General features: G+C 42.7%; 24 protein-coding genes. 6 read left to right on the top strand and 18 right to left on the bottom strand.

Annotation, left to right across the window (positions count from 1 at the left end; all coding sequences use genetic code 11):
- Positions 1 to 631: 631 nt before the first annotated feature.
- The 3 genes from cls to AC3WTL_RS00110 form a co-directional block, all read right to left on the bottom strand.
- Positions 632 to 2143, bottom strand: coding sequence for a cardiolipin synthase (cls, locus tag AC3WTL_RS00120; protein WP_197204936.1), 1512 nt, complete (start codon positions 2141 to 2143; stop codon positions 632 to 634).
- Positions 2144 to 2305: 162 nt separating this feature from the next.
- The gene (locus AC3WTL_RS00115) at positions 2306 to 2479 is read right to left on the bottom strand and encodes a hypothetical protein (protein WP_197214370.1); all 174 of its coding nucleotides are present in this window, start codon (positions 2477 to 2479) and stop codon (positions 2306 to 2308) included.
- Between the two features lie 93 nt (positions 2480 to 2572).
- Positions 2573 to 2716: a hypothetical protein gene (locus AC3WTL_RS00110; protein ID WP_248348829.1), complete on the bottom strand. Its 144-nt coding sequence runs from the start codon at positions 2714 to 2716 to the stop codon at positions 2573 to 2575.
- A 126-nt stretch (positions 2717 to 2842) separates the two neighbouring features.
- Between AC3WTL_RS00110 and AC3WTL_RS00105 the strand changes: the two genes are divergently transcribed.
- Positions 2843 to 3340, top strand: coding sequence for a GNAT family N-acetyltransferase (locus AC3WTL_RS00105; protein WP_492368736.1), 498 nt, complete (start codon positions 2843 to 2845; stop codon positions 3338 to 3340).
- A gap of 32 nt (positions 3341 to 3372) precedes the next feature.
- Here the strand turns inward: AC3WTL_RS00105 and AC3WTL_RS00100 are convergent, their stop codons facing one another.
- From AC3WTL_RS00100 to AC3WTL_RS00085, 4 genes are all read right to left on the bottom strand, one after another.
- Complete coding sequence (locus AC3WTL_RS00100) at positions 3373 to 3699, bottom strand: SCP2 sterol-binding domain-containing protein (RefSeq protein ID WP_197247357.1); 327 nt, start codon at positions 3697 to 3699, stop codon at positions 3373 to 3375.
- 154 nt (positions 3700 to 3853) lie between these two features.
- Complete coding sequence (gene ggt, locus AC3WTL_RS00095) at positions 3854 to 5629, bottom strand: gamma-glutamyltransferase (RefSeq protein WP_492368735.1); 1776 nt, start codon at positions 5627 to 5629, stop codon at positions 3854 to 3856.
- A gap of 160 nt (positions 5630 to 5789) precedes the next feature.
- A complete protein-coding gene (locus AC3WTL_RS00090; RefSeq protein ID WP_248348833.1) occupies positions 5790 to 6395 on the bottom strand; it encodes a zinc dependent phospholipase C family protein in 606 nt (201 codons plus the stop codon).
- Between the two features lie 15 nt (positions 6396 to 6410).
- Complete coding sequence (locus AC3WTL_RS00085) at positions 6411 to 6923, bottom strand: acyl-CoA thioesterase (RefSeq protein WP_009334951.1); 513 nt, start codon at positions 6921 to 6923, stop codon at positions 6411 to 6413.
- Positions 6924 to 7068: 145 nt separating this feature from the next.
- Here AC3WTL_RS00085 and AC3WTL_RS00080 point away from each other — a divergent pair, with 145 nt between their 5' ends.
- A complete protein-coding gene (locus AC3WTL_RS00080) occupies positions 7069 to 7641 on the top strand; it encodes a TetR/AcrR family transcriptional regulator (protein WP_252221012.1) in 573 nt (190 codons plus the stop codon).
- Between the two features lie 74 nt (positions 7642 to 7715).
- Positions 7716 to 8666 (top strand): SDR family NAD(P)-dependent oxidoreductase, encoded by a 951-nt coding sequence (locus AC3WTL_RS00075; RefSeq protein WP_248348841.1) that lies wholly within the window; start codon positions 7716 to 7718, stop codon positions 8664 to 8666.
- 10 nt (positions 8667 to 8676) lie between these two features.
- On the opposite strand, the gene AC3WTL_RS00070 is transcribed toward AC3WTL_RS00075, so the two are convergent.
- Positions 8677 to 9615, bottom strand: a complete 939-nt coding sequence (locus AC3WTL_RS00070) for a magnesium transporter CorA family protein (RefSeq protein WP_492368734.1) — start codon at positions 9613 to 9615, stop codon at positions 8677 to 8679.
- Positions 9616 to 9816: 201 nt separating this feature from the next.
- Here AC3WTL_RS00070 and AC3WTL_RS00065 point away from each other — a divergent pair, with 201 nt between their 5' ends.
- Both AC3WTL_RS00065 and AC3WTL_RS00060 read left to right on the top strand, forming a co-directional pair.
- Positions 9817 to 10080 (top strand): YbyB family protein, encoded by a 264-nt coding sequence (locus tag AC3WTL_RS00065; RefSeq protein WP_492368733.1) that lies wholly within the window; start codon positions 9817 to 9819, stop codon positions 10078 to 10080.
- Between the two features lie 57 nt (positions 10081 to 10137).
- Positions 10138 to 10812, top strand: coding sequence for a TrkA C-terminal domain-containing protein (locus tag AC3WTL_RS00060; protein ID WP_197214364.1), 675 nt, complete (start codon positions 10138 to 10140; stop codon positions 10810 to 10812).
- A 35-nt stretch (positions 10813 to 10847) separates the two neighbouring features.
- Here the strand turns inward: AC3WTL_RS00060 and AC3WTL_RS00055 are convergent, their stop codons facing one another.
- The 4 genes from AC3WTL_RS00055 to AC3WTL_RS00040 form a co-directional block, all read right to left on the bottom strand.
- A complete protein-coding gene (locus AC3WTL_RS00055) occupies positions 10848 to 12173 on the bottom strand; it encodes a polysaccharide biosynthesis protein (protein WP_492368732.1) in 1326 nt (441 codons plus the stop codon).
- Between the two features lie 134 nt (positions 12174 to 12307).
- On the bottom strand, positions 12308 to 13675 hold the full coding sequence (locus AC3WTL_RS00050; RefSeq protein ID WP_222498526.1) for a YjiH family protein: 1368 nt from the start codon (positions 13673 to 13675) through the stop codon (positions 12308 to 12310).
- Between the two features lie 12 nt (positions 13676 to 13687).
- Positions 13688 to 15007, bottom strand: a complete 1320-nt coding sequence (locus tag AC3WTL_RS00045; RefSeq protein ID WP_248348845.1) for an aspartate aminotransferase family protein — start codon at positions 15005 to 15007, stop codon at positions 13688 to 13690.
- A gap of 85 nt (positions 15008 to 15092) precedes the next feature.
- A complete protein-coding gene (locus AC3WTL_RS00040) occupies positions 15093 to 16469 on the bottom strand; it encodes a sigma-54 interaction domain-containing protein (RefSeq protein WP_222498522.1) in 1377 nt (458 codons plus the stop codon).
- Positions 16470 to 17025: 556 nt separating this feature from the next.
- Here AC3WTL_RS00040 and AC3WTL_RS00035 point away from each other — a divergent pair.
- Positions 17026 to 17742 (top strand): TspO/MBR family protein, encoded by a 717-nt coding sequence (locus AC3WTL_RS00035; RefSeq protein WP_492368731.1) that lies wholly within the window; start codon positions 17026 to 17028, stop codon positions 17740 to 17742.
- A 43-nt stretch (positions 17743 to 17785) separates the two neighbouring features.
- Here the strand turns inward: AC3WTL_RS00035 and AC3WTL_RS00030 are convergent, their stop codons facing one another.
- The 6 genes from AC3WTL_RS00030 to AC3WTL_RS00005 all read right to left on the bottom strand — a co-directional run bounded on the left by AC3WTL_RS00030 (position 17786) and on the right by AC3WTL_RS00005 (position 22490).
- A complete protein-coding gene (locus tag AC3WTL_RS00030) occupies positions 17786 to 18736 on the bottom strand; it encodes a cation diffusion facilitator family transporter (protein ID WP_159344252.1) in 951 nt (316 codons plus the stop codon).
- A gap of 114 nt (positions 18737 to 18850) precedes the next feature.
- Positions 18851 to 19483 carry a response regulator transcription factor gene (locus AC3WTL_RS00025; protein ID WP_035326266.1) on the bottom strand — a complete coding sequence of 211 codons (633 nt, stop codon included), beginning with the start codon at positions 19481 to 19483 and terminating at the stop codon, positions 18851 to 18853.
- 43 nt (positions 19484 to 19526) lie between these two features.
- Entirely contained in the window at positions 19527 to 20543 is a 1017-nt protein-coding gene (locus AC3WTL_RS00020; protein ID WP_197247337.1) for a sensor histidine kinase, read from the bottom strand.
- Positions 20540 to 21274: a cell wall-active antibiotics response protein LiaF gene (gene liaF / locus AC3WTL_RS00015; RefSeq protein ID WP_222498520.1), complete on the bottom strand. Its 735-nt coding sequence runs from the start codon at positions 21272 to 21274 to the stop codon at positions 20540 to 20542. Before liaF ends, AC3WTL_RS00020 begins: the two co-directional genes overlap by 4 nt.
- 218 nt (positions 21275 to 21492) lie before the next feature.
- Positions 21493 to 22125 carry a PspA/IM30 family protein gene (locus AC3WTL_RS00010; RefSeq protein ID WP_222498518.1) on the bottom strand — a complete coding sequence of 211 codons (633 nt, stop codon included), beginning with the start codon at positions 22123 to 22125 and terminating at the stop codon, positions 21493 to 21495.
- Between the two features lie 17 nt (positions 22126 to 22142).
- Entirely contained in the window at positions 22143 to 22490 is a 348-nt protein-coding gene (locus AC3WTL_RS00005) for a lmo0954 family membrane protein (RefSeq protein ID WP_248348847.1), read from the bottom strand.
- Positions 22491 to 22682 lie beyond the last annotated feature (192 nt).

Below are 22682 nucleotides of genomic sequence, written 5' to 3'. Positions count from 1 at the left end.
GCTTGTCTATTTGCAGGCTTGTTCATCTATTTGTACTTCCGGCTGGTCTATTTGCAAATTTACTCATCTATTTGCAGGTTTAGGGTTTCTATTTGCATTTTATCTATCTATTTGCAAGTTTGGCTGGTCTATTTGCAGGCTTGTTCATCTATTTGTACTTCCGGCTGGTCTATTTGCAAATTTGCTCATCTATTTGCATTTACCTATCTATTTGCAAGTTGGGCTGGTCTATTTGCAGGTTTACTCATCTATTTGTAATTTCGGTTGGTCTATTTGCAAATATGCTCATCTATTTGCAAGTTCCGAGTCTCTATTTTGCATTTTACCTATCTATTTGCAAGTTGGGCTGGTCTATTTGCAAATTTGCTTATCTATTTGCAGGTTCCGAGTCTCTATTTGCATTTTACCTATCTATTTGCAAGTTGGGTTGGTCTATTTGCAAATTTGCTCATCTATTTGCAGGTTCCGGGTTTCGATTTGCGTTTTACCTATCCTATTTGCAGGTTTGGCTGGTCTATTTGCAGGCTTGTTCATCTATTTGTAATTTAGGTTGCAACTCCCCTCATCTATATGCAGATTAAAAAAACAGTACCCCTCCACACAAAAAAAGCGCCACACCTATGGCACTTTTTCACAACACCCCCGAAAACAGCCGGGCGAAGGATTCCTTCGATCTTTCCGCCAATCCCCGTTTATAATATTGGACAGGACTTAATTTCACACTTTCCTCCAGATCCTCTTCATAATGGGCGACAAGATCGCGGATGGAGCTTGTGCCGTATAAAAAGACATTTACTTCAAAGTTCAAGTGGAAGCTGCGCATATCCATGTTCGCCGTTCCTATGGAAGCGAGGATTCCGTCCACGATAATAATCTTCTGATGGAGAAAGCCTTTTTTATAAGAATAAATTTCGACGCCATATCGCAGAAGCTCCGCAAAGTAGGACCGGCTTGCGTATTGCGTCAGGAAACTGTCATTGATCTCCGGAACAAGGATGCGCACTTCCACTCCTTTAGCCGCCGCCACCCTCAATGCGGTGCGAATCGATTCATCAGGGACAAAATAGGGTGTGGCAATCCAAATGGATCTGGTCGCACAGGATATCATTGAATAATATAGATCACTCATAATTCCCTGCTGTGTGTCGGGACCGCTGGCCACCACCTGCACCGCACCATCAAGCACATCATCATCAATCGGATACTTTACATCCCGGTATTCCTCCAGCACATCTTCCTTGCTGACATATTCCCAATCCAGGAGAAAAACCGTATGCAATGTATACACTGCCTCCCCCTTAAGGAGCATATGAGTATCACGCCAGAATCCAATCTTTTCATTTTCGCCCAGATATTCAACTCCCACATTCAGTCCGCCCACAAAGCCGACTTTTCCATCTATAACAACAATTTTGCGATGGTTTCTGAAGTTGAATTTCTGATTGAAAAAACCGTACTTCAGCGGAGAAAATGGCTTTACCTTAATCCCTGCATCCTCCATGGACTGCAAATCCTCCAGTGTAATCCCCATGCTGCCTGCCGCATCAAAAATAAACAGCACTTCCACTCCCTGCCTGGCTTTGTCGATCAGGATATTGATGATTTCCTTGCCAAGCCTGTCAGACCGGAAAATATAATATTCCATATGGATAAACTCTTCTGCTTCACGCAGCTTTTTCTTGATTTCATTAAATGTCTCTTCCCCATTTTTAAGGATTTTCGCCCTTGAATTGGTGCTCAGAGGGGTCAATGCCACATTATTGGCGAATTTAGCAAAGCAGTGCTGGCTGTCCTGCAGAAATGATATATCAGGCGTGTCTTCCCTTTTCATCAGCCTTTTCCATTCATCCCTGTCGCGGCTTCTTTTGCTTTTAAATAAATAGCCTTTCAAATAAAGCTGCCCGGAGAACAAATAAAACAAATAACCGGCTACCGGAAAAAATACCAGCACATACATCCAAAGCAATGTCTGATTAGGGCTCCGATTCTCGAGCATCAAGGATATAGCGCTGATAAATATGACAGCCGCATAAAGCAGGGCTGCACCGATTTTAATGGGCGGGGCGGCATCCGTGAAAAATATCGTATACACAGATGCAATCAGGATAAATACAAATAAAGACTCCACTCTTCTTTTTTTCATAGGGGCCACTTCTCCTAAAAAAGGTTACAATATGTATGTTTTCCATATACCCTTTTTGATGCGCTTTAGAAACCAGGCAACATTATCTTTTCCCATTTTCCGGATAAGAAAGCATGATCCGGAAAAAAAGAAGAGCCTTGCTGATATCGCAAAACTCCATAGCTATTGTCCCCCTCCGGTATAATGATTATCACCCATCGTATAATTCGAGCTCTCCCCCGGTTTTTCACTTGGGCTGATCCCTTTTTGCATTGTATTGTTTATCTTCTTCCTTCTCCGGTCAATGCAATAGGCGAAAACCAGAGTCGCAATAATTAAACCAAACAGCACTCCCATTCTGCTTCCCCCTTTATATATGTATATTCAATATGCGGAAACCATTGCTTGCCTTAAAAAAAGAGAGCTATTCTTCATAGCTCCCTCTCAAAATTACTTCCTCATATTCTCCTGGTCCTTTAATCGGTTTTGCTGATCCGGCTTACGCTCCTGATCTTTTAATGACTGTTCTTGCTGCTGCCGGGAATCCTGCCCTTTTACAATCTCTTTTAAGCCCTTGTTGTTATCCTGTGCCATACTGATCCCTCCTGTACTTTTTTATCCTGTTCCCTTATCAAAGCAAAGAAAAACAATTTTTGCTAAAGGATTTTGTAATGGTAAAGAGAATTTAAGGGGTAAGAAAAAAATAAAGGAGTGACCCTGATGGAAATCAGACTGCTGCGCCAGGATGATGGTGAAATGTACAAAGAGATTAGGTTAGAAGGATTAAAAAAGAACCCGGAAACTTTTGGTTCAAGCTATGAAGAGGAAGCCAGCCGGCCTCCTGAAGTGTATGGAGAAAGATTTATGGCAGAAAACTCTTTTCACTACGGCGCATTTGAAAACGGAAAGCTTATAGGTGTTGTCAGTTTAGTAAGAGATACAGGGTTAAAAATGAAGCACCGCTCGAATATATATGCAATGTACGTGACAGAGCCCGCCCGAAAGAATGGTGTCGGCAAGAGCCTTGTCAGAAAGGCTGTAGAAAAGGCACGATCCTGGGACGGGGTTGAACAAATCCACTTGGCCGTCATGTCTGAAAATACTCCTGCTAAAAAGCTCTATGCTTCTTTCGGCTTTGAGGTTTACGGCAAGGAGAGGCATGCATTGAAGATAGATGGCAATTACTATGATGAAGACCTGATGGCATTGTATTTTTAAAGGCAGCATCCTCTATGATGGCTGCCTTTTTATCATTGATAGTTATTCACTATTTCCTGTAATTTGAGGGCAAGGCCCATTTTCCCATCCACCTTAAGACTGCCTGTCATAAATGCTATGGTTGTGTTTAAATCGCCTTTTAATAGCTTAGAAAAGTTTTTTTCTGACAATTTCAGCGTTACTTCTGATTGGTGTGGAGCACCCTCTTCCACTATGACTTTTCCATCCTTTAAGAAAATTTGAATAGGACCGCTTTCTTCCAGGTCCACTTGAAATACCCGATTTTTTTCATCTTTGATATGTATGGGATCAGCGTTTATTTTATCCGCCAGCTGATATAATTCATTTTTAACCGTCATGGCATATTCCCCCTTCTATTATCCAAAATACCTTTTTGCCTGACCCGTTCTATTTCAACAAATATAGGTGAATCCCTGCTAAAAAAATGAGTTTCTATTCATTTTTTAACCAAAAGAATAGCACCTTATCAGCAAGGTGCTATTCTCATAAACTCTATTTTCTTTTCCCTTTCAAATCAACGCCAATGGCGGCTCCATTACGGCTTGAATCTGCTACACCTTTGAAAATACCTTTATCACGGTCAATCAAAATACTTTGGACGTTTCCAATTGTGGTCGCACTTGGACCAAAATTATGCCCCATTCCGTTTAGCCTATTAATAACTTCTGACGGAATGCCTTCTTCAAAGCGGTAGGAATTCAGGTTATTGGTATAGATCCGCGGTTCCTCAACTGCTGCTTTAAGCTCCATGTCATATTCGATGGCATAAAGGATTGTCTGCAGTACTGATGTAATAATCGTTGGGCCGCCTGGTGAACCAACAGTCAGAATAGGCTCTCCATCTTCAAAGACAATCGTCGGTGTCATCGAGCTTAAAGGACGCTTATTCGGCTGGACTTCATTTGCCCCGCCTGGCACGGCATCAAAATCTGTCAGCTCATTGTTCAGCATAAGACCGTAGCCTGGAACCATGATTCCTGTTCCGAATACCTGTTCAATCGTTGTCGTATAAGATACAACATTTCCCCATTTGTCCGTTACGGAAAAATGGGTAGTCTCACCGTATTGGCGGTCATTCGGCTGTTCAGCCGCTTCATAATTGGCTTCACTGTTCTCATATTTCCAAGGATCTCCCGCTTCAGGATTTTTGTTGACTTTATCCAGGCTGATCAGTTCCTGGCGCTCCTTAATATAATCAGGGTGAAGGAGCCCATTGACCGGGACATTTACAAACTCCGGATCCCCTGCATATACTGCGCGGTCTGCATAAGCAAGATGCATGGTTTCAGCAAGCAGGTGATATTTTTCCCAGGATTTTAAATCATATTGTGATAGATTGAAATCATCCAGAATTTTCAGCATCTGCAGCAAAAATACTCCTCCAGAGCTTGGAGGCGGCATGCTGGCAATTTCATACCCCTGATAGTCTCCCCAAATAGGCTCGTCAATGGTTACATCATACTTTGCCAGATCTTCCGGTGTCATTGATCCTCCGTATTCCTGCACCACACCTGCAAGAGCGTCTGCTATTTTCCCGTTATAAAACGCGTCAGTTCCGCCAGAACGAATCATTTTAAGCGTTTTGGCAAGATCTTTCTGGACTAGACGGTCCCCTTCTTCAAGAGGTTCCCCCTTAGGCAAAAACACTTTGCCGGCAGCCGTTCTGTCAAGCTTGTCCTGATTATCGGCGATTGCATCGGCTAATACAGAATCAATCGGAAAACCTTTATCTGCCAGCTTAATCGCAGGACCGATCAGCTGCTGCATAGGGCGTGTTCCCCATTTTTCAAGAGCTGTTTCCAGCCCTTTCAATGTGCCCGGCACACCGACAGCCGTACCGCCAGTTGATCGCTCCGCAAATGGAATCGGATCTCCGTCTTCATCCAGGAACATATCCGGCGAGGCTCCGGCCGGGGCACGTTCACGGCTGTTTATGATGGTGGTTTCTTTCGTTTTGCCATCATAGACCATCATGAAGCCCCCGCCGCCAATTCCGGACATCATCGGTTCCACCACATTGAGGGCAAACTGGACTGCGACAGCCGCATCGATGGCATTACCGCCCTTTTTCAAAACATCTGCCCCAATTTTTGACGCAAGCGGATGGGCCGAAGCCACCATTCCATCCTTGCCGACATCAACCTGGCTATAACCGCCATAACCATCATCTGGCTTTGGCTTTTTCGCCTGCCCGGTTAAAGGCATGGTTCCGGCAACCAGTAAAATACTTAAAAGTATTAGAATACTAGCTTTCAAAACTCTTCTCATAATCTTCCTCCTTCTGTTAGGTTCTACATGTCTAACTTAAGAGGAAGGAAAAGGATAATCAAGGAATAAGAGTTAATATTCTGAAAGTTAAATCTATTTTACTAGACACTGGTGTGTAAAAAGGTTCAATTATCCTTGCAGGATAGGAAGATATAAGGAGTCAGTTTTTTACAATTGAAAGTTTCTTTAACTCGGCAGCCCCCAGCTCCACGGATGTTTCCACATAGCCGATGATCTGTTGGAATGTAAACACTTCAAGGGGCTTTTCAGCATCTCTTTTATCATATTCAAAGTCTTTTAAAACATAAGGTATGAAAGCACTGACTTGATCGGCAGAAACCTCATCTAAATTTGGCACATTTACATTTTTCACCTCAAATCTAACTTGGCCGTAATGTTCAGACAGCTTTGCATTACATAGGCGAAAATCATTATGATAGCGGGTAAAGACTTCCTCATCTTTTTCCATTCTGTTTTTCAGCCAGGGAAGATAGAAGCCTGTCAGCCAGACATGGTCTGATATTAAGTGGGTGTAATATCCGAGGATATAAGGTGAATGACTTTTGCTCCTGTATTTATTAAGGAAACTCTTATAATCTATTCTTCTCGTGTACTCATCCGTATTCCCTTTGTAAAAATGGGAAAGATCTTTGGGAGAAACAGCGTCAGGCGCTATTCCTCCAAGTAAAAATGCTGCTTTGTCCTCTATTTTCATTCTGGAAGCAATTTCATTGTTGATTATGCTATGCATCACTCTGGATCCCATTCTTTTCCCCCTTATTTACCAGGGCAGACCTGTACCGTATGTCTTTGCCCTGGCTTCACTGTCCTTTCTCCGCTTTTTGCGAATTTCCGCACGTTCTTTTGCTGATTCATATAAGCTCTTTTCTTCATCTGTCTCAGGCACAACCGCCGGCACTGGAGTCGGCTTTCCATTCTCGTCAACCGCAACCATTGTTAAAAAGGACATCGCACACACATTTCGATCGCCTGTCAGCAGGTCTTCTGCAATTACTTTTACGAAAATCTCCATCGAAGTCCGGCCTGTATAGGTCACAAACGCCTCCAGGCAGACTGAATTGCCTTCATAAACCGGATGAAGAAAATCAACAGAGTCTGTAGATGCGGTTACGACATTTCTTCTTCCATGCCTCATCGCCGCGATGGCTGCCACATCATCAATATAAGCCATTAGCTTGCCGCCGAATAATGTTCCATATGTATTCGTGTCCGGCGGAAGCACGATGCTTGTTTTTACTGTAAAAGATTCTCTGCAAGTTTTTGTTTCATTCATGTTGTTCCCTCCTGTTTTAATAAAGCATATCAAATGCTGATGGCTAATAAAAATTATTTGGATAGATATTAAAAAAGTATTGCCAAAAATATCCTCTTTATCATATAATCTTATTGACCAGTGTTCAATAATGAAAGGTGATTCCATGAGTCCAAGAAAATCAGCCCAAGATGAACTAACAAAAGAAGCAATTATTTCTGTAGCACGTGATCTGTTTGTTCAGGAAGGATATGCCGCAGCATCCATGAGAAAAATTGCGGACACCCTTCAGTGCAGCCATGGTGCCATCTATTATCATTTCAAAAATAAGGCCCAATTATTTTACGAAATGGTTGAAGCCGATTTTCAAAAGCTCGACCAGGTCCTCGACAGTGTGCTGAGAAAATATGCAGATACCAGTGAACAGAAGCTTTTCAATATTTTTTACGGTTATATCCAATTTGGCTTGACCCATCAAAAGCATTATGAGCTGATGTTTTTAATTCGGGATGATGATGTGAAAAGCTATCTGAATGAAGGGCCAAATAAAAGCTACCTGCATTTTGCGCAAGCGATTAATTCACTCGCTCCAGAAGCTCTTTCCATAAAGGATATTTGGTCTGTATTTTTAAGCTTGCACGGCTTTGTCACGCATTATTGCAGATCGGAAACGACATTTGAAGAAGTGAAGGAACTCGCCTCTTCACATGCCCAATTTTTGATAAAAGCCATTTATTAAAGAAATGACATCCATTTCTTTAATTTTTCCCTTTAATTGAACAGTGGTTAATAAAATAAAAAGGATGATGAAAAATGATAAAAACAGCTGCAGTTTTAGGAGCAACAGGCGGAATGGGCTATGCTTTAACAGAAGCATTATGCCGCAGAAATATAAAAACTATTGCCTTTGCCAGGTCCGAAGAAAACCTGCTTAATTTCAAAAAAGACTGGGGACCAAATGCGGTTATCCATTCAGGCGATGCACTGAATCCAGAAGATATTGAAAAGGCAGTGACAGAAGCGGATGCAGTTTTTCATGCCATCAATATTCCTTACCCTGACTGGGATCCCGCACTCTCAATTATATTAGATAATATCCTGCACGCATGCCGCAAACATCATAAGCCTTTTATTTATGCTGATAATATATATTCCTATGGCCTTCAATCCTGCCCTGCTGCCGAAGTTTCTCCCAAGAATCCGCACACAAAAAAAGGCAAGCTGCGCCAAACCTTAATTGAGATGATAAAAAACTCAGGCGTGCCATACATCATTGCCCACTTCCCTGACTTTTACGGCCCACATACAGGAAACACACTCTTACACTATACACTCAGCCAGATTATTGAAAAAAATAAAGGCATGTTTGTCGGCAAAACCGATATTCCAAGAGAATTCATCTATATTAAGGATGGAGCAGAAGCTTTAGCCGAACTTTCATTAAATGAAAACTCATACGGCGAAGTCTGGAATATCCCTGGTGCCGGAACCATAACCGGGGACGAAATAGCGAGTATTGTTTCTAACCATCTAAATAGAGGCGTTACCTTCACACCTGTCCATAAGTGGATGATTCGTGCCATCGGTGTTTTTGATCCCATGATGAGGGAATATACTGAATTGATGTATTTGAATCAGACTCCAGTTATTTTGGACGGCAGTAAATATGATGCGAGAATCGGCACTCTCCCTAAAACACCATACGAGACTGGAATCAAAATGACACTGGAGCATTTATTAAATAAAAGGAATGCCGCACTCTGACGGCATTCCTTTATTTGAAGAATGAATTTTTCTTTTTTCCCCTGAGGATATCACCCATCCAGCCTTTTTTCACGAGCATGATATAAAGGGCTGCTGTAGTAGCAATGATAATGATAATGGAGAACAAATAGCCATACTTCCATTCCAGCTCGGGCATAACTTTGAAGTTCATACCCCAGAGCGCTCCCCAGGTAGCGATCGGAGTCATAAGAGTGGTTATGACGGTGAGCGTCTTCACGATTTCATTTCCTCTATGCATGGATACCATTTCTTCAAAATTCACAAGGTCATCAATTTCCTCCTGAAACTCACGAACCAGCGTATACCCTCTTTCAATTCGCTTGCAGGTTCGTTTAAATTCAGTTCCTTCTATAACATTTTCACCAAAGGTCTCTTCTACACCCAGCCTGATCTCCTTAACAGGAATCATAATATTTTTCCACACGAGGATCTGGTGTCGGAGCTCATAAATTTCTTCCAGGCGATTAATATTATTTTTGTCTTTTATTTTCCATAAAAGGTCATTTAACCGTACTTCAAACTTATCAATCTTCTTGATATTATCACTAAGGATCTCGCCTAAAATCACAAAAAATCCATCAATGGCATTATCGGTATAGTCCATTTTTTTCAAAAGCAGTGATTGATCAGACTGAATGACAGTCGAATCAAAGTCAACAGTTAGGAGAAAATCCCTTGTCAGAAAATAGTGGAACAAACTATTTTCATGCTGCTCCTTCGTTGTCTGCTGATAAATGAGAGAGCCACTCAGAAATTCCTTATTGCGAACGGAAGTATCTATCTCCATTACATTTGTTTTGTTCTCAGAAGTGTTTTTGGCCCATGCCTGCAGCGCTTCTTTATAGTCGCCAGCGTCATTAAAGTCAATTTCATCTAAATGATCATAACGGTGCCATGTCCAATTATCTTCACTATATTCTTTTTCCATCCCCATCTTCCTCCTATAATTCTACCCTTTCTATACTAAGTACATAATTCCCCTGTCAGGACATGAATAAAACCATTCACAATGAGTAATTATTTCTAGTGCTGGAAACAATCTTATTAAGACTAAATGTTTGCACTTCATTATGCCGGGTAAATATACACCAAGAAATACAAATCCAATTATTGAAGGAGGAGCATAATCATGAATTCTCGTCCGTTAAATCCATATCTGTTAGCCGGTGTTGGCATTACAAGTATTTTATTATTAGCAAGCAAAAACAATCGAAATAAAGTTCAGTCACTTGCAGTTAAAATGAAAGGCATTCTGCCTGACCGTTTTTTAAACGATACAGTGCCAACAGAAAAACTGGGTCATCCGGACCCTCATAATATTGAAGATAATAAAATGGTTGATGAAGGTGCCATGTATTCAGTAAATTACTATAATGAAACTGTTCAGCAATGACCTAAGGACTGGCTCCTTAGGTTTTTTATTTAAATCTGAATTTTCGGAGGAAGAAAGATGGGTGTTCTGTTCATCCTGATTTATTTGGGAATCGTATTAGCAGTTATTGAAATTCATACTCTTATTTTCACCTATACAGGACTTGATAAGCATATTGCAAGATTTCAGGTGATCAGCATGCTTACAGGCACTGGTTTTACAACCGGAGAATCGGAACTCATCATTGATCATCCGATCCGCAGAAGGTTCGGAGCTTTTTTAATTTTATTTGGCGCCTTTTCATTGGCAGTTATCATTTCGGCAATCAGCAGCATTCTGTCAGATGAATTTTTCACTGCCAAGATCTCGATCGTAGCAGCAGTCCTGCTCGTGGTTATTATTACCTTAAAGATGCCAAAAGTGCGGCATTATCTTTCGGAGAAGCTGGAGCATGAGCTCGAAGAACATTACGATTTTCGTGATCTCCCCATCAGAGAAGCTCTTCTCACGGAGGATAATGATCATGTATTGGACTATTTCATTGACGAAAAATGTGAATTTAATGGTAAAGAGCTAGGGGATATTATCGGCGAGGATGAGGATATTAATGTGCTATTTATCCAGAGAGGCGATGTAAAAATCAGAAAAGATCGGCTTGTTACGGAACTGCAGGAAGGCGACCATATTATTTTATATGGAGAAGAACAAACAATTGAAGATAAGTTTGGTCCTAATGAGGATAACGAAGAATAAAGCACCTCCATAGTGGAGATGCTTTTTTTGCGGCTTCAGTTAAACTGCTTAACTGGCGATAGATAGAGTGTCAGGCCAATCTTTTTGCATACTGTTACATAATGCATCATCGCCAGGAGAACAGCTCCCATATTCATGCCCATTATAATTCCGTCCATCTGCAGGCTGTGCATCGAGCCAAGCACAAACATGGCTGAGAATGAAACAACGGTTGACCAGATGGAATGATAGAAAGCATCCTTCATCAGCCCCAGTCCGATTAAATAGGCCTGCATTGGGATAATGAAAAAGTGGAGCAGAAAGAATGGCCACAGCAGCTGTAAATACACGGCTGCATCTGTCGAGTGGAAAAACATCTCCGTCAGCGGCCGTGCAAAAAAATAGAAAAAAACAACCGATGGGATCCCATATAAAAAAGTGACAAAGAACACCTGCTGAAGAAGTCTCCGAAGCTCCCCCAGATTATGATCAGCATACTCTTTGGAGACTGTCGGAATCAGCATGATTAAAAAGGAATGGGCTATAAAGGATGGAAAAAAACCAATCGTCATGGCAACACCGGCGAGCATTCCAAAGTGTGCTGTTGCAATTTCGCCCGGAACTCCTGCTTTTAAGAGAGCCGCCTTGATCAAAAACGGCTGAACAGCATGTGTCAAGGCATGAAAGACCCTTAAAGCCGTTGTCGGAACAGATACAGAGATTAGATTCTGCCTCACACTTTTTCCGCTGACATATTCAGATGGTTCTTTCTTAATCCGCTGATACTGAATAATAAACATATTCAGCAAGTATAGAAAAACAACAATCTCACTTCCTACAAACGTACAAAAAGCAATAAAGACCGCTGTATTGACATCAAATTGAAAGGCCTGATAAAGCACCACGAGCAGCAGGAGCTGAACGGATTTGCGCAGAAAATTGGATGCTGCAATTTTTCCCATTTGATGCTTGCCCATGAAAAATCCTCTGGCAATCGAGGAAAAGGACACGATGGGGATAAAGCCGATCACAACCCATCTCAAGAGCGGGTGGTACTCATCAAAGACACTGATAAACGGAATGATAATCGCGGCAGCCGGTACCAAAATGGCTGTAAAGATAATGGTCAGCTTGATGACATGATGAAGCATGCTTAGATGATACCTTTTATCTTTTTCGGCAATGAATTTAGAAATAGAGATCGGAAGCTCAAAACTGGCCAGCAGCACGATCAGAAATATGGTCGGCAAAATCGACATGTACATGCCGAGTCCCCTCTCCCCCAGTTCCCGGGCGAGCACCATATTCACCACAAACTCTATACATTCGCTTGCAAAAGCCGCTAGTGCAAGCAATATTACTCCTTTGAAGAATTTACTCATTGCGCCTCTCCTTATATAATGCAGATTCTATATAAGATATGAGACATGTCCCGATAATATATTGCCCTTTTGGAACTTTTAAGAAAATTAATATAACGAAAAGGAGGGCTGGCAATATGCCGCCCCCCTCTCAGTTAAAATACAAAAACATGTGCAATCAGTACAATAACAGGTAAAGTAATAATCGTTCTTTGGATAAAAATAACGAATAAATCCATAAAGCTCAGCGGAATGTTTGAACGCAGGATCAGAATCCCGATTTCAGACATGTATACTAATTGTGTTAATGACAGGCCGGCCACAACGAATCTTGTCAGCTCGCTCTCAATTCCGCTTCCGATAACAGCTGGGAGGAACATATCAGCAAAGCCGACAAGCATAGTCTGTGCTGCCGCTCCTGCTTCCGGCAATTGCATAAACTCCAAAACCGGAATGAGCGGGTAAGAAATAAACTTAAATGCAGGCGTGTATTCCGCAATGATCAAGGCTGCTGCTCCCAAGCTCATCACAAGCGGTATCAGGCCCATCCAAATATCCAAAACAGTTTCAATGCCATTGGTTAACAGCTTTTTGGGACCCGGAGCATTCCTTGCTTTATCAATTGCCTGCTCCCATCCCCATTTCACTTTCGAAACCCCTTCCGGAATGGTTTCATCTATCTGCTGTCCTATTGGCTCATAATAGGTATCCGGCTTCCGCGATAAAGGCGGAATTCTTGGCATAATCAATGCTGCCACGACGCAGGCGGCAGAAACGGTTAAGTAAAAAGGGATGAATAAATGGCCAAGGCCAACCACATTCGCTACGACAAGGCTGAAAGCCACAGATGCAATTGAGAAGGTTGTGGCAATCACCGCTGCTTCTCTTTTTGTGTAAAAACCTTCATCATATTGCTTCGTGGTAACCAATACACCGACTGTTCCGGCACCCATCCAGGACGCAAGGCAATCGATGGAGGACCGACCGGGCAGTGTGAAAAGTGGCCTCATAAATTTCTGGACAAGCGCCCCTATGAACTCCATTAAACCAAACTCTACTAAAAGCGGCAGAAGAATACCTGCGAACAGGAACCACGTAAGCAAAACGGGAGCCAGATCGTAGAGAACCACTCCGCCTGTATTCCGCGACCAGATAAATTCAGGCCCGATTTCAAAGAAAGTCATGATTCCCACTGCGAATCCGAGGACTCTCATGGTCAACCCAAATTTGCCGGTATCAAATAAACCCTTTAAAAACTTATTATCCAGTATAAATGCCGGCTTAGCTGTTTTAGCCAGGATGGAAAGAAAAACAGATAATCCTAAAATAAAAATGATAATGGCAGGCATCTGCTCACTGAACGCTTTGCCTAAAAGAGAGGCTAAAATACCAACACCAATCGTTACGTCACCTTGAAATTTAACAGGAACCAGGAATAGGAGCGACCCAATTAAAGATGGAATAATAAATTTCCAATACTCTCCTGTGACGGCTTGCGGCTTAACCCTTGTCTCAGCTTTCATGCTCTTACCTCCTTATGATTTGGAAACAACTGCTTCATGTTCTGTAAGTGCTTCTTCCAATACTTTCAGACCCTGGTCGATTTGCACTTTTGTCACGACAAGCGGTGGAATCATTCGAATCACTTCCCCTGAATTTCCGCAGAGATAAAAGAGGACTCCCTTATCAAGTGAAGAGTTCAGAATGTCCATTACCGCATTTCCATCCGGTTTTCCGGTTTGCGGGTCGATTATTTCAATGCCGATCATCAGCCCCAGACCTCGGACACTGCCAATTGCAGGATGTTCGGCTTTTAAATCGTGTAATTTCTTTAATGCATACTCTCCCATTTGCTTTGCGTTTTCCAAAAGATTCTCCGTTTTTAGGACTTCCAGAGACGCCAATGCTGCAGAGCAGGCAATCGGATTTCCGCCAAAGGTTGTTCCATGGGCACCCAGCGGCCATTTTTCCATCAGTTCCTTCGAGGCTGCAGTTGCGCTTAACGGCAGTCCTGCCGCGATTCCTTTTGCAATTGCCATGATATCCGGCACAACATCAAAAGCCTGAGCGGCGAACCACTCTCCAGTACGCCCAAAGCCGGTTTGCACTTCATCAAATATCAGCAGGATTCCATGCCGGTCACAGATTTCCCTGATTTTCTGCAGCCATTTCTTCGGAGGAATGATATAGCCTCCTTCACCGAGAACCGGTTCAATGATCATGCAGGCAACCTCTTCCGGGTCTACTTGGTGCTTGAAGAGTGTTTCAGCATCCTTTTCCAGTTTTCTTGGGAAGTACTCCTCTGGATCTTCACCAAAAGGACAATCCCGCTCATCCGCATATGGAAGCTGATAGGTCAGCCAGGACGGCTGCTGAAACTTGCGGTATTTGCTCTTGGATGTGGATACACTTAATGCCCCCATCGACCTTCCATGGAAACAGCCTGTGAAGGAAACAACATAGGGCCTCCGCGTGACATACTTTGCAAGCTTAATAGCTCCTTCGATTGCCTCTGTTCCGCTGTTCGCAAAGAAAAAGCAATCAAGATTTCCCGGCGTAATTTTCCCAAGCTCATCTGCGAGCCGCAAAATCGATTCATAGATGATTACGCCTGACGGGCCGTGCACCAAATGGTCTGCACTGTCTTTAATGGCCTGTACAACCTTCGGGTGGCGATGCCCGACATTCTCCACTGCGATGCCTGATGTAAAATCCAAATACTCTTTTCCGTCGACACCGTAGTAATAGCAGCCTTCCGCTTTGACTACCGGCAAATTCGGATGATCCTTTGCCATGCTTGGCGCCAATAGGTTTGAAATGTTTCCGACAAGATGACTCCAATTTTCTCCGTTCATACTTTTCCCTCCTGAATCCTGCATAGATGTTATGGTTATGTTTTCTCTGCTATTCTTTAATGCAATATTCATGCCAAAGTATGTATTAACAATCATATTTTTTTAATTTTCTTACTACTGAAGGCTGACTGATCCCCAGGGCACCCGCTATTTCAGTAGTGGTCCGGTAACGTTGCCTCGCATTGATTAATACTTTTTTCTCTACATCTTCCAATATAGCGGGAAGAGTATGTCCCTCATAATCTATAAAACCCTCTTTTTTTCCTTGCATATGGTATTCATAAGGCAGGTCTTCTTTCGTGATCATCAGGCTGGTGCTTGTCACGATAAGCCGCTCCATCAGGTTTTCAAGCTCTCTTACATTTCCCTTCCACTCAAGCTGCAGCAGGTGATCGACCAGAGATTTGTCCAGGTGCCTTTCCCGATTATGCCGCTTGGAGATAGAGTGGAGAAAATAATGAATGAGGGCAAATAAATCCTCTTTCCTCTCCCTGAGCGGCGGTATCTTTAAGGGCACCACATTCAGCCGGAAGAATAAGTCCTGTCTGAAGTCCCTGGATTCCACTGCTTTTTCAAGATCCTTATTCGTAGCTGCCAGAAGCCGAAAGTCTGCATGAACAGGCTTTGTTCCTCCTACTCTATAAAATTGCTTGTCTTGTATGAATTTCAGCAGCTTTGCCTGCAGATGGGCTGAGAGTTCGCCAATTTCATCAAGAAATAGTGTGCCTCCTTTTGCCATTTCAGCAAATCCCATTTTGCCTTTATTCTTTGCACCTGTAAAAGCACCGCCTTCATACCCGAAAAACTCAGCTTCAAAGATTGATTCCGGAATCGCACTGCAGTTTACTTCAATGAACGGCCCGGCTTTTCTCGTACTGTTTTGATGAATCCACTTGGCGAGAGCCGATTTTCCGACTCCTGACTCACCCAGGAGCAGGACTGTGACATCTACATCGCGGATTCTTCTGATGGTTTCGGCAATATTTCTCATCGCCGTACTGTCAGCTACCATGCCATCCATTTTGATGCTCTTATTGCGCAGGAGATCCAGTTCACTCTTCACCCGGGCCATTTCTTCTTCAACACTATTCAGATATTCTTTTATAACAAGAAGTTCTGAAACATCATAAGAATAGCTGACAATATGATCGATATTCCCAGTTTCATTGAATACAGGAATACCAGTAACCAGGATCTTTTTGCCTGAGCCGGCTTTTTGCACAAGAATGACTTTTTTCTTTTTCTTTAATACTTCAGGAGTAATCGCAGGCTTAAACACTCCTCTTCTTTCCAGTTCATATACAGATTCACCGAGCAGCGTGTCCGGTTCGATGCCATAATGCACACCGCTGCCTTTACTGACCTTTATAATTATGCCGTCTGCATTGGTGACCATAATGTCTTCTTCCATTGAAGAAATGACTTCTCTGTCATTATTCCAGTCCATGAAAAAGCTGTTCATCTAGTTCCTCCCGCAGATTATTCATTATTGAATAATCATATTTCTAAAGAATGTTGTGTTTTAGGAGATTCGCCCTTAGATTATTCAAATTTAAATAATTATTCAGATTTGTATAAGACTATACATCATTTTAGTGAAAATGAAAAGATAATAAGGGGATAAATTAATAAAAATTCGCATTTTAGTATAAATATTATTATTTTCTCATATGAATTGTTGTTTAACCTATAAATATTGTCCGTTGATTTCCGCTCCAGGCTGCTCAGCGAAACGCGGGGCGGGCGGTGAGCCTCCTCGACACTGCGCGTCTGCGGGGTCTCACCTGTCCCGCTACTCCCGCTGGACATTGATAAGCTTCCTTGAGTAAACACCGCACGAAGAAAATGCGAATGCATTTTCGAGGATCTCGCACCTTCCACTAAAACAACTCAGTAAATCAGATACAAAAAGCAACAAACCTTGCGAAAATAGCCAAAAAATAAAATAAAAACTTTTAAAGATTATAGCTGCATTAAAAGTGGAATATATACTCTTATTAGGGGAAGGAGAGGTATTTTTGATTCTATTGTTTGAAATAGCGGCCTATTTGGTCATGATTGCAGTAAATGCGCTGGCAAACATTCTGCCCTTGAATGGACAGACAACAGGTGAGATATCCAACAAGCTGGAAGTTCTTTTCACACCGGCGGGGTATGTATTCAGCATTTGGGGATTTATCTATTTGCTGGTGGGAATCTGGCTGGCAAGGCAAATTCCAAAGAAGCGCAGGAGCCTGCCCATTTATAGGCAAACCAGTATTCCATTTATTGTGAGCTGCATGTTAAACAGTCTATGGATTTTCGCCTGGCACTACGAATATTTTCTTTTATCCGTAATCATTATGATTTCACTTCTTTTTACTCTCATTTTTTTATACAAAGGTGCCTCGGAATTTGATCCTGAGTTTCTGGATATTGCCCCATTTTCTGTTTACTTAGGATGGATTTCTGTAGCGACGATTGCAAATATCAGCTTTTATCTTACCTATATTGGCTGGGATGGATGGGGTCTTAAAGACAGTGTGTGGACATACATTATGCTCGCAGTGGCCACCGCCCTGGCCCTTGTGTTCCGGATTAAGAATAATGACTGGGTTTATCCGCTTGTGTTTGTTTGGGCATTTATCGGCATTGGCGTCAGAAATATGGAAAATGCTCCAAATGTGGCTTTTGCCGCTTACTTCGCTGCCTTTTTTACAGCCGCAGGGATTCTGCTGACCAGGAAAAAAAGGTAAGACATACAGAAAGGAAGCCTCATTGCAAGGCTTCCTTTTCTCATTATTTCCATGTCTGGATTTGATCTGTCTCAAGTATTCCGAGCGTTACGTCACTAATATCAGGATCATCAAGCAGCTGATTCCTTACACCGATTTTTATATCATCCGCATCCGCAAGGGTAAGTCCTTCAACCAGCTCAATGTACCCTTCCACATGATATCTTCTTCCCTCCTGAATCAGACGCAGCTGTTTAATATCCACGACCTGGGGATCACCAAGAATAATATCGGCAATACGGTCTTCGATATCTTTTGGTGCGGCCACTCCAATCAGGCCAAGCGTATTTTCAAATCCGATTTTCACAGCGATGCCTACCAGAAGCAGCCCAATTAAAATCGTGCCTACTCCGTCCAGAAAGTAAAGCCCTGTAAAATGAGCGATTAGAATCGAAACAAGGGCAAGCAGCGCACCAAATGTCGCAATAATATCTTCATAAAAAACCAGTCGTGTTGGTGGAGAGGCAAGCCTGACATTTTTAAAGGCAACCGGCACAATGCCAAATCCTTTGGCAGGATTCCTCGTTTCATGGCCGATTTCCTTCATGGCTTTTAATAAAATAAATCCATCAACAGCGACGGCAAGTATCATTACTCCCACATTGAGCCAGAGGTCGGTTGATTCCTTTGGATGCTGAATCAATTCCCAGCCTTTATGTATCGTTTCATAGGCCATAATGGAAATGACGATAACAGCAATTAATACAAACAGGTTGATCACCCGGCCAAATCCTGTTGGGAATCTTTTGGTTGGCGCTTTTTCTGCAAGCGCGCTGCCAAAGAACACAAACCCCTGATTCAGTGCATCTGCAAGAGAATGAAGGGTAGTGGCAAGCATGGCCCCGCTCCCGCTTGCAAAGGCTGCCAGCCCTTTAGCAATTGCGAGTGCCGTATTTCCGATTGCTGCCATTCCCGATGATTTGTTTCCTTTTTTCAATAAAGCAATCACAGACATTACATCACCGCCAAATATTTTTGTTTGGTTTTATTGTTACCCTCATCAGCAGATTCTGAATCATTTTTGGCAAAAATAAAAAGAGCTAATATCATGATTAGCTCTCCAAAGACATTATTTAACCAGCGAGTGCTTAAAGGCATATATGACCGCCTGGGTCCTGTCCTGCACCTGCAGTTTGCTTAGTATATTGCTCACATGTGTTTTGACTGTTTTTAAGGCAATGAAAAGCTCGTCGGCGATTTCCTGGTTCGTTTTGCCTTCTGTCATTAAAAGGAGGATTTCCATCTCGCGGCTTGTCAGCTCTTCGTGGGGCAGCAGCTGATTTTTCTGCCTCATTTTCACCATCATTTTGCCTGTTACTTCCGGTTCAAGCACTGACTGTCCATGATAAGTCGAGCGGACTGCCTCAGCAATTTCACTTGCTTTGGAGGTTTTCAGCATATAGCTTGTCGCCCCTGCTTCCAAAGCCGGATACACTTTTTCATCATCCAGGAAGCTTGTCACAATGATGATCTTAGCTTCCGGCCATTGTTCGATGATTCTTCTGGTCGCCTCGATTCCGTCCATTTCCTTCATCACTAGATCCATCAGAATTATATCCGGCCGCAATTCAAGTGCCATATCAATCGCTGTTTTTCCGTTATCCGCTTCTCCTATAACCTCAATATCCGGCTGTGCCGTCAAATAGGAAGACACTCCAATCCGAACCATTTCATGATCATCCACAAAAAGTACTTTAATCATTGGCCTCATCCTCAAAATTTAGTCTTGCCTAAGCAGACATTATTTACATAATCGGAACCTTTACTTCAAGACGGGTTCCTTTATTTTTCACACTGATAATTTTCATGCTGCCGCCAACTTCCGCTGCACGTTCATACATATTCTGCAGGCCATAGGAGCCTGCCTTTGTTTCCTCTACATCAAACCCGACTCCATCATCAGCCACCCGGAGAATGGCATAATCATCTCTTTGAATCAGGAGCACTTCAAGATTTTGCGATTTGGAATGGCGGAGTGTGTTGGACACTGCCTCCTGAAGAATACGGAATAAATGGTCTTCCACCCCTTTATCAAGCGGAAAAGTCTCCACCTTCCATTCAATCTCCATGGAAACTTTCTGAAGCAATTCGACCAAAAGCTCTTCAATTCCTTCCTGAAGGCTTTTGCCCTTAAGTGCAGCCGGACGAAGGTGTAAGAGCAGGGCACGCATTTCGAGCTGTGACTGATGGATCATTTCCTCCACCATTTTCAGCTGCTTTGTTTGCCTGTCTTCCGGATCCTGCTGGGTTTCAGTAATGGCGGACATCATCATCGATGCTGCAAACAGCTGCTGGCTGACAGAGTCGTGAAGCTCACGGGCAAGCCTGTTCCGTTCCTGGGAAACGATTTCCTGCATCCTGCTCTCGATATCTTCTGCTTTTTCATTTGCCAATTTTTGAGAGATCTTTGCCTGTTCTGCCATATTCTTTTGAATCTTCTCGGCCCTGACAGCTATGGACTGCAGTTCTTTACCCGTTTCCGGCACATCCAATTGCCTGCCTTCTTCGACCTGGCGGAGCATAGTGTCTACTGCAAATAGCTGCCGGCGCCAGTAAATGCCTGACAGCACACCAAAGATCAGGCCTATGGCCAGGCTTACGCTCGGCACAAATAAGATAAATGGAATATCAAGTATTTCCGTTTCCCAAAGATCCCGCCAGCCGGGAATGGGAAACATCGTAAAAAAAGAGGCTGTCAGGACAGCAAGAATGAGGAGAGACATGCCTGCTCCCCATGCAATTTGCCGCTGAATGATATTCATACGCGCTTCACCTCGATATCCCCGACTGCAAAAGAAGTGAAAATTTTAACGCGCTGTCCTGATTGATCATAGCCAGGTGTCTGGAGGTGCAGATGCTGATTAAACATCTTTGATTCCTCGTATTCGAATATCCGTGCCTTTCCGGCTATTGCTGAATGACTAACAGTAACCTCCACGTCATAGGGAACAAGCACCTGCACATTTCCGATGAAGTTCCGGATGAAAATGACGGTCTCTCCCTTTGGAATAACTGTATAGCTTAAGTCGATGACCGTATCACCTATGCCGGTCTGGATATTGATATCATTCCATTCATACACCTGCTCAGGCGTTTTTTGCTGGCCGACAAATATATTGGAAAAAAGAGGATTCTTTTTTATGACTGTTTCTTTCTGGAGATTTACTGCCGGTTCCTTCAATTCTGGCTGAATTCGTTTAGGTTCTTTTTTGGACTGCCAAAACTGAATCAGCAGGTGTACCAGAATCGCCAGCAGGAAAAATTTCAGCGTCATCATGCTGAAAATATTGATGAGCAGAAAAATTAGCCCAAGCCAGAAAAACCATTTACCGGAGCTCTTAGGCATCCACTTTCTTCCGATATATACCATTCCAATTGGCACTAGAAGAGAGAATATCACGCCGCTGTTAAAAAAGGCTATTTCCACAAAGAGAAAGACAATGCCTAATATGATAATCCAGCTCATATAATCGCTTTTGTTGTTCATGTTCATGAGGCATCCCCCCTTCTGTGTTTTGGAATGATAAGAAAAGCGGCAAGCGCCGTGGTCAATAGACTTTAAAAGGCGCAGTATCCCTACGCCTTTTTAGAATACCATTTTTTGTTCATAAAATAGAAAAAGTTTTTATCTTTTTGGGAAAAAAGATTATACAGGCAGGCTTGATTTTGCAGTTTGCTGATACAAACTTATTTCTGACTTGTTATTGAATATTACAATACCGGCTTCTTTTCAAGCTCTTTTTCCAGCTGCGCGATGCGGGCATCGATTGTGCTGCGGTGATAGGAGCTTTTCACCTGATGCTCAAGACGGTCAAGATAGGATTCAATTTCCTGGAATTTTGTAAAGGATTTATCATTGTTTTGATCGAGCACCTTATCCATCCGGTGGTTGGCGCGTGTGATGTTTTCACGGCCCATCAGCTCCATGCGGCGGATATGCATATCCTTCAGCTTATGCTTCATTTCCTCGTATTTTCTTTCAAGATCACCCATTTGATCTGCCGCCTGGTTCAATAGTTCCTTCAAACGGCCGGCACGCTCTTCATACTGCATTTGCTCCTGTGAAGCGAACTGATAGAGTTCCTCTTCCCCTGCCTGTGAAGCAACCTCTGCCTGACGCTTGCGTTTGTCTGCAAGGTTATTCGCCTGCTCGTATTCCCGGGTGAATTCTTCCTTTAATGTATATTGACGTTCCAACAGCTTGCGGACCTTCTCAGTTTCCCGCTCACAATCACGAAGGTATTGGTTTAGAAGGGCAATCGGATTCTTTTTCTCCTTTTTATCCAATGCTTCGTGAAGGTCTGCCATTACTGTATCTTTGATTCTTGTTAATAGGTTTGCCATATCGATCTCTCCTCTTTTTAGTTTCTATTTAATTCTGCCCACTGCTTTTCAAAGCTGGCAAAAGGGTCATTGTCTTCTTCCATTACACTTGAGCCTGAATCGTTCCACTTTTTATAGACCAGATATAAAACGTATGCTGCTGCAAGCCCTAAGATGGCCGGGAAGTTGGAAGCTGTAGCCATCAAAGCAATAAACCCGATGATTCCATAGCCGATCTTCGCCATCGTGCTTTCTGCTTTTAAAAATTGTTTAAACACATAGTATAGAATTGCTGCGCTTACTGCCAGACCCACGATCGGTCCAAGGTTTGAAATCAGCACCATCGCCGCAATACCACCTGCAATCAATAATCCAAGTTTTTTCATTTTTCATTTCCTCCTTTCTTGATTTCATCTTACCTGTAATACGCAAATGCTATAACGAGCCTCAGCTTTATTTTCAAATAAGACCTGAGACGTAGCAGCTGGTCGGCCTGTTTCAATAAAGTGAAACTTCAATCAGTGGGGTTTTCCTTATCCCCCACTGATTGTTAGTCGCGTTCTAGTGTCGCTAAGATC

It is taken from the genome of Cytobacillus sp. EB106-05-05-XG126, from assembly GCF_058791715.1.
The sequence above is the reverse complement of the archived record's forward strand: the minus strand, read 5'-3'. Positions and strand labels throughout refer to the sequence as shown.